This is a genomic window from Nocardia sp. TBRC8007, assembly GCF_056629435.1.
The window spans coordinates 166231-179700 of the sequence record NZ_JBWSOR010000003.1; the positions used below are offsets into that span (position 1 = coordinate 166231).

9 protein-coding genes are annotated in these 13470 nt (G+C 64.1%); 4 read left to right on the forward strand and 5 right to left on the reverse strand.

All coding sequences use genetic code 11. The features are described 5' to 3' along the window. Positions 1–43: 43 nt before the first annotated feature. The 4 genes from ACX4ZE_RS05015 to metH all read right to left on the reverse strand — a co-directional run bounded on the left by ACX4ZE_RS05015 (position 44) and on the right by metH (position 7275). On the reverse strand, positions 44–907 hold the full coding sequence (locus ACX4ZE_RS05015; RefSeq protein WP_480272107.1) for a HalD/BesD family halogenase: 864 nt from the start codon (positions 905–907) through the stop codon (positions 44–46). An 84-nt stretch (positions 908–991) separates the two neighbouring features. Continuing rightward, complete coding sequence (locus tag ACX4ZE_RS05020) at positions 992–1747, reverse strand: HAD family hydrolase (protein ID WP_480272108.1); 756 nt, start codon at positions 1745–1747, stop codon at positions 992–994. 43 nt (positions 1748–1790) lie between these two features. Beyond that, entirely contained in the window at positions 1791–3323 is a 1533-nt protein-coding gene (locus tag ACX4ZE_RS05025) for a serine/threonine-protein kinase (RefSeq protein ID WP_480272109.1), read from the reverse strand. A gap of 355 nt (positions 3324–3678) precedes the next feature. Continuing rightward, a complete protein-coding gene (gene metH / locus ACX4ZE_RS05030) occupies positions 3679–7275 on the reverse strand; it encodes a methionine synthase (RefSeq protein WP_480272110.1) in 3597 nt (1198 codons plus the stop codon). Between the two features lie 159 nt (positions 7276–7434). Here metH and ACX4ZE_RS05035 point away from each other — a divergent pair, with 159 nt between their 5' ends. After that, positions 7435–8319 carry a PAC2 family protein gene (locus ACX4ZE_RS05035; RefSeq protein WP_480272111.1) on the forward strand — a complete coding sequence of 295 codons (885 nt, stop codon included), beginning with the start codon at positions 7435–7437 and terminating at the stop codon, positions 8317–8319. Between the two features lie 287 nt (positions 8320–8606). On the opposite strand, the gene ACX4ZE_RS05040 is transcribed toward ACX4ZE_RS05035, so the two are convergent. Further along, on the reverse strand, positions 8607–8912 hold the full coding sequence (locus tag ACX4ZE_RS05040) for a hypothetical protein (protein ID WP_480272112.1): 306 nt from the start codon (positions 8910–8912) through the stop codon (positions 8607–8609). 240 nt (positions 8913–9152) lie between these two features. Here ACX4ZE_RS05040 and ACX4ZE_RS05045 point away from each other — a divergent pair, with 240 nt between their 5' ends. The 3 genes from ACX4ZE_RS05045 to ACX4ZE_RS05055 all read left to right on the forward strand — a co-directional run bounded on the left by ACX4ZE_RS05045 (position 9153) and on the right by ACX4ZE_RS05055 (position 13469). Further along, entirely contained in the window at positions 9153–10385 is a 1233-nt protein-coding gene (locus tag ACX4ZE_RS05045; protein WP_480272113.1) for an XRE family transcriptional regulator, read from the forward strand. Positions 10386–10491: 106 nt separating this feature from the next. Further along, on the forward strand, positions 10492–12045 hold the full coding sequence (locus ACX4ZE_RS05050; RefSeq protein WP_480272114.1) for a TIGR02677 family protein: 1554 nt from the start codon (positions 10492–10494) through the stop codon (positions 12043–12045). Continuing rightward, entirely contained in the window at positions 12045–13469 is a 1425-nt protein-coding gene (locus tag ACX4ZE_RS05055) for a TIGR02678 family protein (RefSeq protein WP_480272115.1), read from the forward strand. Before ACX4ZE_RS05050 ends, ACX4ZE_RS05055 begins: the two co-directional genes overlap by 1 nt. The last annotated feature ends 1 nt before the right edge of the window (position 13470 follow it).

A 13470-nucleotide genomic window follows, 5' to 3' on the forward strand; every position in this document is an offset into this window, starting at 1 on the left:
GTCGGTCCTCTCGGGTCGAGCACGGTCAGTCGAGCCGTTCGGCTCAATCGAGTAGTCGATCGCCCCGGACGACGTCGGCCGCGGCGGCAAGATGATCGGGTAGCACGCGACCGAACAACTGCCGGGTGCGCTCCACCGTCCCGACAATTCCTGGCCGATCAGTGTAGGCGAAGATGGCCGAATGGCGTTGGCGAGCACCGCTTACCGGGGAGACGCGGTGCAACGAGAATCGGCCGCGGAACAGCTGCAGGTCTCCTGGAAGCAACTCGAGCCGCTGGACGAAACGCTCACCAGAACCGGTCAGCACCGCTCGAACATCGTCGAAGTGCTCTGCTTCTGGGGTGCGGATATTGGGGCAGTACTCGAAGACACCACCTGCCTCCGCCGGTTGGGTCAGCATCGAGACGGTGAATTCGTTGGTGTCGAAATGCCAAGGATGCGATGTTCCCGGCGCCACGACGTTGAGGCACAGCCCCGCAAGAGGATCGGCGAACTCGTGCAACTCCGGCAGCTCGAAACACCTAGCGACGAATCTCTGGAACAGTTCGTCGATGTAAAGCCGGTGGATCAGCGCATCGGCCGGGATACGGTCGCGCGGCACGAAGGCGTTGCCCCGCATGAGTACGATCCGGGCTGGATGATCCTGTGGCAGTTCGGTATCCAGCGGGATATTGTAGGCATTGACCTGCTCGACCTCGTAGTATGCATGAGGAGCCATCCGCTCCCCCTGCGCCCGCAGCGTCTCGGTCAGTTCCGGCCGGATGAAACCACGCAGTACGGTACAACCGCTATCGGCCAGTTCCGAGCGGGCGCGACGCACTGCTGCGCGCAAACCAGAGTCATCCAGGTTCGCGAGGGGATACCGTGTGGTATCTACGATCTCGTCGAGTACACCGAATGCCGCCATGGCGTCATTCTGGTGCAGCACTCGCCGACACGCCCGAGTTTCGGCGATATTGTCGATGCTCGAAATCGTATTCTCGGCATGCGATCATTCCCTTTGCGGCACAGCGACTCCAGGCGAACAAAGGCCGTTACCAGCGCTGAAGCCAGTTACTCGGACGACCCTATCGCTCCTATCGCGGCTACGAAGGATGTGCTCGAGATCACCGAGAGTCAACCCGGTCAGCGAATCCCGGAACATCCACCCTGGCGCATCCGGCACCGCGATCTCGCACGGGACCACCAGTACCGCACATCCCGCGGCCTGCGCCGCGCGCGCCCCGGCGAGTGAATCCTCCACCGCAACACAGTGTTCTGCCTTCAGCTCGAGTAGCTCGGCAGCACGTAAGTAGGGATCCGGCTCCGGCTTGCCGCGCGTTACCTCGTCGCCGCACACCGAGACGTCGAAGAAGTGTCGTCCCAAAGTATCGAGCCCGAACTCCGCCAATGATCGCTTGGTATTCGTGACCAACGCGCTGGGTAGGCCTGCCGCGCGAACCATCGCCAGTGCCTCCGCTGCGCCGGGCCGCCAGGGAATAGGGCCGATCATCAGCTCGGTCACTCGCCGCTCCAAGAACTCTCTCGCCGCCTGCAGCGACTCGGCATGCGGTTCGATACCCAAGCCGGTGAACATGATCCGCAGGGCATTCGAATCGGACGCACCGATCAGCGCGTGCCGGACCGCTTCGGTCATCTCGCGACCGTGCTCACGCGCCAGCTCACGCACCGCGATATCCCAGAGTTTCTCCGAGTCCAACAGCGTGCCGTCCATGTCCCAGAGCACACCGGCCAGTCGCGTAGCCATGTTCGGCGAATCTCCTGTCTCGTCAGCCGGAATACCCGATGCCCTAGATGCCTGATGCCGCGATGGTCAGCGTGGTGTCGCCCTCTGAGATTTCGATCCATCGGTTCTCCGAGGTCGTCTCACCGTTCTTCAGGGTATAGGTCAGCGCGACCACCACCCGGTTCGGTCCGTTCTGCGTAACCGAGTCCACGTGCACCGCACGAATCGTGCCCCAGAAACCCACGTAGGAGCCGTAGCCGGTCTGCGCCTGATATCCGGGGGACAACCGAGTCCAGGCCCCGGACGCATCACTCGGCAGCATGTCGTAGTAGCCATGGATGAAAGAGGCGATCCGGTCTGGTGTGGGCGGACCGGATGAGCTGGTTGTCGTACTGACCACCGACGGGGACCACGGAGCCTGCTCCGGTGTCGACGTGCCCGGATACGTTGCAGGAGAAGGAGCTCCGATGGGCACAATCGATGTCGTGTCCGACACTGCCGCGGCCACACTCCGATCGCGTTCTCCGGAGACTCTCGGCACGAGGATTCCGGCCAGGATCAGCACCCCGGCTGCCGCTGCGGTGACAGCGGCGAGCACGAGGCCACGCCGGGATCCTGCTGCGTCGGCTGAGGAAACCACAACCGGATCAGACGGCGGATCATGGTGAACGGGAAGCGATTGCGGCGTACGCGGCACCAGGGCCGACGCGACTTCCTCGGCGGCGTTGTCGTCGGCTGTTCCGGGCGGCTCAGTGGTGGTCTGATTCGGCGGAACCGTTGTCGCACCGCCTGCGCCCGACGTGGGCGGCGCCGAAGCCGTCCGGGGTGATAGATCCGGCTGCCCGCCCTGCGCGAGGGCTTCCAGTGCCTCCTTCGCTTCATGCATAGTCGGCCGGGCATCGACAGTCGGGGCCAGCAAGCGCATCAGTACCGGCTCCAGCCTGCCCGCGGCTGCGGGAGGCTCGATCTCGGCTTTGGCCACCGCGTGCAAGAGAGCCAGCGGATTGTCCCCCTCACCGAAAGGCGGGGCGCCCTGGACTGCCGCATACAACGTCGAACCCAAGGCGAAGACATCAGAGGCTGGTTCTGGATTCTCACCGCGCGCCACTTCCGGCGCCAGATAGGCGGGAGTTCCGGCGAGAAATCCGGTGGCAGTGACCGTCATATCTCCCACCGCCCGGGAAATCCCGAAGTCGGTGATCTTCACCGTGCCGTCGTCGGCGACCAGCAGATTAGCCGGCTTCACATCCCGGTGCACGATACCCGCGTCGTGCGCGGCGGCCAGGGCTCTCGCCGCCTGCACGCCGATCTGGGCGACCTGCACTGGTGGCAGGGTGCGGTCACCCGCCAACTTGGTCGCCAGACTCGGCGCGTCCAGGTACTCCATGACCAGCCACGGCTGACCGTCCGCTTCGGCCACATCGAAAACAGTGATGGCGTTCGGATGATGCAACCGTGCGGCGATCCGCCCCTCTCGCATGGCGCGCGACTTCGCCTCCAATGCGGCCGATATGGACAGTCCTGGACCGAGCAGCACCTGCTTGACCGCGACAGTGCGCTGCAAACGTATGTCGGTGGCCCGCCAGACCACTCCCATGGCACCGGCTCCGATCCGATCCGTGAGCCGATATCGTCCCGCAATCAATCGGTCTGCCGTCATGGTGGTGTGCCTCTCCTACGTACCCGCCCAGACGTTCACACACGGCACGCGCACACGGAAAATCCGGAAAGCGCACGCACAGTGGTGCTCCCGCTCCCGGAATCAACGATGCGAGCGCATCCGCCGACTGCCCCGGATGCAGTAACAACGCCTTCGACAATGGCATACTCACCCGATCGGCTTCCACCTTTCCACGCCGAGACAACCGATCGAGCGAGTACATGTCACTGGAATCACGTGGTCGCGCAACGCTGCCCGGAGTGACACCACCTATATGCGGTGGTCCACCGGTTCAGGCGTTGAAGTACTTCGCCTCCGGGTGCGTCAGGATGAAGGCATCGGTGGATTGTTCCGGATGCAGTTGCAGCTCTTCGGACAGCACGACGCCGATACGGTCAGCCGCGAGCAAATCCACGAGCTTGGCTCGGTCCTCCAGGTCGGGACAGGCGCCGTAACCGAAAGAGTAACGGGCGCCACGATAGCCGAGTTTGAAGTACTCCAGTACGTCGGCAGGATCCGAGTCCGCGACCGCGCGACCGTCGAGGACCAACTCCTCGCGGATCCTACGATGCCAGTACTCCGCGAGCGCCTCGGTGAGCTGGACCCCGATGCCGTGCACCTCGAGGTAATCGCGGTAGCTGTCGCCCACGAACAGCTCGTTGGCGAAATCGGCGATCGGCTGTCCCATGGTGACCAGCTGGAACGGCAGGACATCCACCTGGCCGGTTTTCCTGGCGTGCACTCGCGACCGGATGAAATCGGCGATGCACAAGAACCGGTCGCGTTGCTGACGCGGGAAAGTGAACCGATAGCGTTCGGAAGCATCGGGACCCGGTTCGGTAAGCACGATGACCTCGTCTCCCTCGGATACTGCGGGAAAGTAGCCATATACCACCGCGGCGTGCTGCAACACCCCTCCGGTGCTCAGCCGGTCCAGCCAGGCACGCAACCGTGGACGTCCCTCGGTCTCCACCAACTCCTCGTAGCTGGGCCCGCCACCACCGCGCTGCCCGCGCAGACCCCACTGACCGAGGAACAGCGCCCGCTCATCGAGCAGTCCCGAGTACTCCTGTAGTGCCAGCCCCTTCACCACACGTGTACCCCAGAACGGCGGGACCGGCACCGGCAGCTCCGCCGCGACATCGGAACGCTCGGGCACCACGACCGGCACCTCGGTCGCCCGGCGCTGCGCGGCGATCCGCTTGGACCGCTCGTGCCGGGCCTTGCGCTCCGCGGCCTTGGCTTGCTCGGCGACTGCTTCCGGACTGTCCGGGTCAGGCCTACCGCCACGCTTGCGCGTCATGATGTCGTCCATCAGCCGGAGGCCTTCGAACGCGTCCCGCGCGTAGTGCACGTCGCCTCGGTACACCTCGGTGAGATCGTTCTCCACATAAGAGCGGGTGAGCGCCGCGCCGCCCAACAGCACCGGGAACTGCTCCGCGACACCCTTGACGTTGAGCTCTTCCAGATTCTCCTTCATCACCACTGTCGACTTCACCAGCAGACCGGACATGCCGATCACGTCGGCCTTCTTGTCCACCGCCGCGTCGAGAATGGTCGAGATCGGTTGCTTGATGCCGAGGTTGACCACCTCGTAGCCATTGTTGGACAGAATGATGTCGACCAAGTTCTTACCGATATCGTGCACATCGCCTTTGACGGTGGCCAGCACGATACGGCCCTTGCCACTGTCGTCGGCAGCCTCCATATGCGGCTCGAGATAAGCGACCGCGGCCTTCATCACCTCAGCGGACTGCAGTACGAACGGCAACTGCATCTGGCCGGACCCGAACAACTCACCGACCGTCTTCATCCCCGAAAGCAGAGTCTCGTTGATGATCCGCAGCGGCGGCACCTCGGCCATCGCCGCATCCAGATCGGCTTCCATTCCCGCTCGCTCTCCGTCGACGATCCGCCGCTCCAGGCGCTCGAACAGCGGCAGCGCGGCCAGCTCCTCGGCTCGAGAAGCCTTCGACGACGCGGTGGACACCCCTTCGAACAGCGCCATCAGCTTCTGCAGCGGATCGTAGCCCGCGGCGCGGCGGTCATACACCAGATCCAACGAGGCCTCGCGCTGTTCGTCCGGGATCCGGCTCATCGGCAGGATCTTCGAGGCATGCACAATCGCGGAGTCCAGGCCGGCCTCGACACATTCGTGCATGAACACCGAGTTGAGTACCTGCCGCGCCGCGGGGTTCAAACCAAAGGAGATATTGGACAGGCCCAACGTGGTCTGCACCCGAGGATGACGGCGCTTGAGTTCGCGGATGGCCGCGACGGTCTCCAGTCCGTCGCGGCGCGACTCTTCCTGACCGGTGCCGAGAGTGAAGGTGAGCGTATCGATGATGATGTCGCTCTCCGACAGTCCCCAATTGCCGGTGATATCGGCGATCAACCGTTCGGCGATCTCCACTTTTTTGGCCGCCGTGCGGGCCTGGCCCTCCTCATCGATGGTGAGCGCGACCACCGCGGCGCCGTGTTCGGCGACCAGTCGCATGGTCTGCTGGAAGCGCGAGTCGGGACCGTCTCCGTCCTCGTAGTTCACCGAGTTCACCGCGCAGCGCCCGCCGAGGTGTTCCAAGCCGGTTCGCAGCACCTCGGTCTCGGTGGAGTCGAGCATGATCGGCAGTGTCGATGCGGTGGCCAGCCGACCGGCCAGTTCCGCCATGTCCTGGGTGCCGTCGCGGCCGACATAGTCGACGCACAGGTCGAGCACGTGCGCACCGTCCCGGGTCTGATCCTTGGCGATGCCGAGGCATTTCTGCCAATCTCCAGCCAACATGGCCTCACGGAAGGCCTTGGAGCCATTGGCATTCGTGCGCTCGCCGATCATCAGGACCGAGGCGTCCTGTTCGAATGGCACTGCCGTGTACATACTGGACACGCTCGGCTCGTGCACCGGCATGCGCCGCTCGGCGATCGGCGGCAGGGTCGGCTCGATCGCACGCACCGCGGCGGCGACCTGACGAATGTGCTCCGGGGTGGTGCCGCAGCAACCACCGACCATAGCGAGCCCGAATTCGGCGACGAATCCGCGCAGGGCGGCCGCCAGTTCCTCGGGTGTGAGCGGGTATACTGCGCCGTCGGCGCCGAGTACCGGCAACCCCGCGTTCGGCATCACCGAGACCGGTATCCGCGCGTGCCTGGACAGCTGGCGCAAATGCTCGCTCATCTCGTCCGGTCCGGTCGCGCAGTTGAGGCCGATCATGTCGATGCCGAGCGGCTCGAGCGCGGTGAGCGCCGCACCGATCTCGCTGCCCACCAGCATAGTGCCGGTGGTCTCCACAGTGACATGCGTGATAATCGGGATCCGGCGACCCAGTACCTTCATCGCGCGTTTGCTGCCCATCACCGCAGCCTTCACCTGAAGAAGATCCTGGCAGGTCTCGACGAGGATGGCATCGGCTCCACCGTCCAGCATGCCGAGTGCGGCCTCGGTATAAGCGTCTCGCAGCGCGGCGAAGGTGGCATGACCCAAAGTCGGCAGTTTGGTGCCTGGTCCCATCGAACCGAGCACATATCGTGGCGTCCCGTCCGAAGTCGGGCCCATCTCGTCGGCGACCTCGCGGGCCAACCGGGTACCACGCTCGGACAGGTCCCGAATCCGATCGGCGATATCGTAGTCGGCGAGGTTGGGCAAGTTGCAGCCGAAGGTGTTGGTCTCGACCGCGTCGGCTCCCGCTTCGAAATAGACGCGGTGGATGCCACGCAGCACATCCGGTCGAGTCTCGTTGAGGATTTCGTTACAACCCTCCAACCCGCGGAAATCATCCAGGGTCAGATCGGCGGCTTGCAGCATAGTACCCATCCCGCCATCGCCGATGACCACCCGGCGACGCAGCGTTTCGAGTAGCGTGGTGTCGAACTCGGCAGGTGTGGGCGCAGACATGCACTCCAGGGTAGTGGGCAAGGCGGACATCGCGGACCCCTCGTCACAGCCTGGCACTCACCGGCGCATCCCACGCCCGCGGCCGACCACCGAAGAACACGCCGTCAGCCGAGCCCGTCCCAGGGCACGCTGTATCGGCGCAGGCCGTAGGCTGACCGAGTGAATGCCAGTGAAACTTCCGATCCGGAACTGCCGACGTTGCGGGAACCGGTGCTGGTCGCCGCCTTCGAAGGCTGGAACGATGCCGGCGACGCCGCGAGCGGGGCTGTCGAGCATCTGGAACTGATCTGGGATGCCGAGCCGTTGGCCGAACTCGACTCCGAGGACTACTACGACTATCAGGTCAACCGGCCGATAGTGCGCCAGGTAGATGGTGTGACCAGGGAAATCCAGTGGCCTTCGACGATGTTGTCGGTCTGTTCCCCACCAGGAAGCGACCGCGATGTGGTGCTGCTACGCGGCATCGAGCCGAATATGCGCTGGCGAAGCTTCTGCGGTGATCTGCTCGAGTTCATCGAGCAACTCGGGGTACAGACCGTGGTCATCCTCGGCGCATTGCTCGCCGATACTCCGCACACCAGACCAGTACCGGTGACCGGCTCGGCCTACAGCAAGCAGGCAGCCGAGCGGTTCGGACTAGGACAGACCCGCTATGAGGGACCGACCGGGATCACCGGCGTCCTGCAGGACCAATGCGTGAAAGCGGGTGTGCCCGCGATGTCGTTCTGGGCCGCCGTGCCGCACTACATTTCCCAGCCGCCTAACCCGAAGGCGACCATCGCGCTGCTACACCGGGTCGAGGACGTACTCGATATCGAGGTTCCTCTGGGTGAGCTGCCGAAGCAGGCCGAAGACTGGGAGACCGCGGTCGACGAGATGACCGCGGGCGACGAGGAGATCAGTGAGTACGTTCGGTCGCTGGAGGAACGCGGCGACGCCGCGGTCGATGTGAACGAGACGATGGCCAAGATCGATGGCGACGCTATCGCAGCTGAATTCGAGAAGTACCTACGCAGGCGAGGGCCGGGCAGCTTCGGACTCTGAGACTCGTTCGACCGCGCGCCAACTGCCTGCGACATCATCTCGTTCGCCGACGCATCCTTTTCCGCTCGGTCTGCTCGACCATATCTATTCCGTCCGCATGCACCGCCACACCCGCGCCGTAGCATCCAGGCAGGCCGACATCCGCACCGCTGCTGGTGTACGAGCGCCCCGGGCTCGGACAACGATCCGGTCGACGACCTCCTGTGCCATCATGCCTGCCGATGGCTCGTGTTCAGCACTGCCGCACGGCAGGTGTATCCACTGATCGAGCGAGAAGGACGAGCCGGTCAGCTGTCCACAGTCCAGACTCGCGCAGCCGCCTCTCTAGCCAGTTTCGCGATCAGCATGTCACGTGGAATCGTCTGACCGGCAAAGTGATCGAGTGAGGGAACTACTACATGGTGCGCGTCGGCTCGCTTGAGTTCCGCTGTGAGCTCGACAAAAGCCGCGCCATCGCCCTCGGTCGATTCATGAAACGTCGCGGCGAAACAAAGCCCTTCTTCGCGAGCCAGACTGCTCATCGCGGCCTCGAGTTCCTTGCCATGGCCATCGACCAGATCGTCACGCAAGTATCCATAGATCAACGCTTCCACCCGAACCTCCGTTGGATTGGGATCGCCGTTCTCTTCAGTGGATCCACCCGTCTTACGGGGCTGTTGCGTTTCATACAGGAGCAGTTGTACTTGCACATATCTCTTATCGGGCTAGCTGGCAAACTTTCCGCGTCCGTGCCGATCCTGCACTACTTCGCAGCGCGAATACAGCTGTCAATCCAGTGACATCGGTCTGCCCTATCCGGACCACCACGCGTTAACTGGTGCGATACTACAGATGTGACCGCTACCGACGATCGACCCGTATGGGCTATCCGGATGCGCTCCGAACGCGACACGAGGGGGTGGTCGCAAGCCGACGCAGTTCGCGTGATGCGCGGGAAATCATCGCACAACCTGCCCACCGACAGCACCCTGCTACGCAACTGGCGCCGTTGGGAATCGGGCGAATCGCGCCCAGACGATTTCTACGCCCCGATCATCGCCGCCACCTTCGATACAATGACCTCGGCATTCTTTCCCAAGGCCCGACCGAACCGGGATGACGAATTACTCTCCGCGACGGGTATGGATACGCTCGAGTTCATCGGCAGACTGCGCATGTCCGACGTCTCCTCGGTGACACTGGACGCCATCCGGATCACCGCCGAGCGTCTGTGCTGTGAATACTCCTACGCCGATCCCTATGACCTGCATGCCGAAGGCACGGCGTGGCTACGCAGGATCACCTCATTGCTGGACGGTCGCCTGACTTTGGGACAGCACCGGGAAATTCTCGTTCTCTCCGGCTGGGTCGCCTTGTTGGTCGGATGCGTCGACTATGACCTCGGTAGACGCACTGCGGCCGAGGCCACTCGCCGTGCCGCCTATTCGCTGGGACAGGAAGCCGAGAATGTCGAGATCACCGCCTGGGCAGTGGAAATGGCGGCATGGTTCGCACTCACCCAGGGCAACTATCGCGGCGTGATCGAAACGGTACAGCCGATGCTGGAAGTAAGCCGAGATATGCGTGTCGGTGTGCAGCTCGCTGCCCAGTGTGCCAAAGCCTGGGCCAGACTCGGCAACTCGCGCGAAGTCGAAGCAGCACTGACAGACGGCCGGGCAATCCTGGAGCGACTCGAACATCCGGTGAATCTGGACAACCATTTCGTCATCGACGCACACAAGTTGGACTTCTACGCGATGGACTGTTGTCGAGTAGCCGGCGACAATCGTCTCGCCGAGTCCTATGCGCGGGAGGTTATCAAGAACGCGACCTGCCCGGACAGCACAGTCCGCAACCCCATGCGAATCTCCGAGGCGCGTCTGACACTGGCGGTGGTCGCGGTGCGCAATCGTGATCTGGAATTGGCGATCGACGAAGGTATGCGCGCATTCACCGGCAAGCGACGCTCGCTACCCTCCTTGATGTGGGTAGCGGGCGAAGCCGCCAGAGAGATCATCGAGCACTATCCGGACGATCCACGCGCACTCACCTATCTGAACCAATTGCGTTCGTTGTCCGTCGAGTGAGCCGACTCGCACCACTGTGTCGGTGAATAGCGACGAACCGGACGCAACCAGAACAGTTCCCGGATATCACGCGAGCGGCGACCGGCCCGCAACTACCCTGTTCCCGGTGACCGACTCCGACCTTGGTTGCCCCGAAGCCCACCGGGACGATCGGCTCCGGTTGTTTTCCTTCGCCACTGCCGAACGTCGAGCCGACTATCTCCGGGTGTTACGCGCATTCGACAGCGCGCGAGTGGCTTATTCGGTGTTGCTCCATGCCGATGATGTCGCCGAATGGCTCATGCGCACGGCGAGCCGAGCGGCAGCGCCATGCCTGACCGCTGCCGAGATCGGGCCGCTACTCGATCAGCTGCACCAATGGGGTGTGCTGGAACGCAGTTACGACGGAACCCGCGCCGCGACATTGATCGAGTATCGTAATCGGCACTACGTATATCAGTTCTCTCAGGCGGGATTCCAGGCCTACCACGCGGTCACCGGGGTACTCAGCGCCCGTATCCAAGAAGCCTCGCTGTCGCGCCTGGTGCTACCCGAATTACTGGCCGATCTACACACCCTGGCCGAGGCCAACCGGGCAGGCGACGCCGCACGCGTCTATCGCACGCTGCGTCGCCTCGATACTGCGCTCTCCGAGCTGGCCGCCCGCGCCGCGCATTTCTATCTCGGGCTCGGCAATCTGGTGCGCACTAACGAGATCACTCCGGAATCGTTCCTCGCGTACAAGGACGCACTCCTGGCGCATATGCGGGAGTTCAGCCTCGACCTGGCCCGGTTCACGCCACGGCTGGCGACCGCTGTCTCAGCCATCGAACAGACCGGCGTCGGAGAACTGATCACCCGAGCAGCACAGTGCGACGAACGAGTGCTGCTGAGTATGGCCGAACGCCAGTCGGATTGGCAGGCCAGGTGGGATGGGCTACGAGGCTGGTTCATCGCGTCCGGTGGTACCGATGCGACAGGGGGCACAGAGGCCGAGCGGCTACGCGAGGCCACCATGAGTGCCATCGCCGCAGTCCTGTCGCTGCTGCGGCGAGTCACCGAAGCACGCCGCGGTGGCGTGAGCCGGGAATCAGCACTGCGACATCTGGCCGGCTGGTTCATCGCGGCGCCGACCGCGGACAGCGCCCACGCACTGTTCGACGCGGTATTCGGTTTGGGCGCACCGCGGCATCTGGCACAGACACACCCGGATGCCGACGTGATCCCGGTAACCCGATCCTGGTGGAAAGCACCGCCATTGGCAATCTCACGTACGCTTGCCGAGACCGGGCGCCCGCCGTCCGCTGGTGTGCCCGCCCGCATCCAGCGCAACGACGCGAGTATCCATCGCCTGCGTGTGGCACAACTGAACGCACAGCGGGCCCGCGCCGAGGCCGCGGCGGCACTGGGGACCGGCGGCCTGTATCAGCGTGTTCTGGATGAACGAGAAACCGAGGTGCTACTACGGCTGCTGAACGTCACGTCCACCGCGTGGGTTCCGATACGCGGCCGGGCAGGTGGGGCTACCGGTTCCGACAGTGGCGTCACCCTGACAGTGTCCGAGCACTCCGGTTCGACCGTCGTGCGCACCGCGACCGGATCGCTACACGTGAACAACCGGGTACTCGAGATCGAGCCGACGAGCCGGACACGAACTCATCCGCGAGGGGAGCGCGGCTGATGCACGCCCGCACAATCGATGCACTCACACTGGACAACTATCAGCGCGCCGCTCGGATCGTCCTGGTCCATCATCTTGTAACCCGTACCTATCCGGACCGGGTCGCACTGCCACTGGTTCGCCGCTGGGCGGTCGAGTTGCGCGAGGATCTCGCCGACTTGTTCGGCTACCGGCTCGAAGTCACCGAGACCACCGCGCGGGTATTCCCGGCATTGGACCGGCTAGAGGCGAGCAGGCCCGCCCGCACTGCGGCCGAGCGTATTTTCGACCGCCGCCGCTATGCCTACCTCGCTGTGGCTCTCGCCGCGCTCGGCCGGGCCGGTGATCAGATCACCTTGTCCGAGCTGGCCGATCAGGTCGCCGCGTATGCGGGCCGGGTGGACGGACTAGCTCTGTCGATCGACCGCGGCGCCGACCGGGACGCGTTCGTCGACGTGGTCGGCTGGCTGACTATACGGGGTGCGCTCACCGTGGCCGACGGCGACGCGGGTGGCTGGGCCAGTGATCCAGAAACTGGTGAAGCACTCTACGACATCGACCGACCGGTGGTCTTAGCGCTGTTCCGCCCTCCGCGTGCACTGCAGCAGCTCCACAGCGTGCGGGGATTGCTCACCGAAGTGGCGGCGACCACGGGTACGGACGAGCCTGTCCCCGGCGCCGCCGATATCACCCGACGAATCCGTAGAGCGCTGGTCGAACAGCCAGTGGTGTATCTCGACACGGTGACACCCGAAGAGTGTCACATACTCGCGCAGGACCGGATCATCACGGATGTCGAGCTGTTCACCGGACTGCGCGCCGAGCGAAGGGCCGAAGGCATCGCGCTGATCGACACCACTGGACGGATGTCGGACATCCGTTTCCCCGGAACCGGAACACTCGCCCAAGTCGCCCTGTTGCTGGTGGGTGAGATCGCCGCCCGCGTACTGGACAGCGACAATCCGCTGCCGCGGCGCGCCGAACCTCCCAACCCAGGCGTGGCGCTGGCCGAGCGACTCGACGCGGCCATCCCCGAATCGACCTTGTTCGCCCCACTGCCCGAGCTGCGGTCGATGGACGCGCTCGACGACGAACTCACCACATCTGCCCGCGGACTCGAGCCTTCCGATGAGACAGAGGCGGCCGACTATCCGCTCCTCGACACCATCTGGCTGCGCGAAACAGTACGGGCCCTCACCGACCGCTACGGCACCACCTTCGCCGCACGGTGGCAAGTCGACGTCGCCTGCCTCACCACGGAATCGGTGGCGCTGTTGGAGCGGCTGCGGCTGGTCCGAGTCGTCGATGACGGGCTGCTCGCACTGCCCGCGTTGGCCCGCTACCGCGACGCGGTCGTGACAGTCCGCACGAAACGGGCCGCGGAACTGTTCGTTACCGCGGCCGATACCTATGAACCCGACGACAGCGGCAGGGAAGGGGATTGAG

Coding starts and splice junctions, on each gene's coding strand:
- ACX4ZE_RS05020 (WP_480272108.1), bottom strand. CDS start 1,747: ATGGCTACGCGACTGGCCGGTGTGCTCTGGGACATGGACGGCACGCTG.
- metH (WP_480272110.1), bottom strand. CDS start 7,275: ATGTCTGCGCCCACACCTGCCGAGTTCGACACCACGCTACTCGAAACG.
- ACX4ZE_RS05025 (WP_480272109.1), bottom strand. CDS start 3,323: ATGGGAGTGGTCTGGCGGGCCACCGACATACGTTTGCAGCGCACTGTC.
- ACX4ZE_RS05015 (WP_480272107.1), bottom strand. CDS start 907: ATGGCGGCATTCGGTGTACTCGACGAGATCGTAGATACCACACGGTAT.
- ACX4ZE_RS05055 (WP_480272115.1), top strand. CDS start 12,045: ATGCACGCCCGCACAATCGATGCACTCACACTGGACAACTATCAGCGC.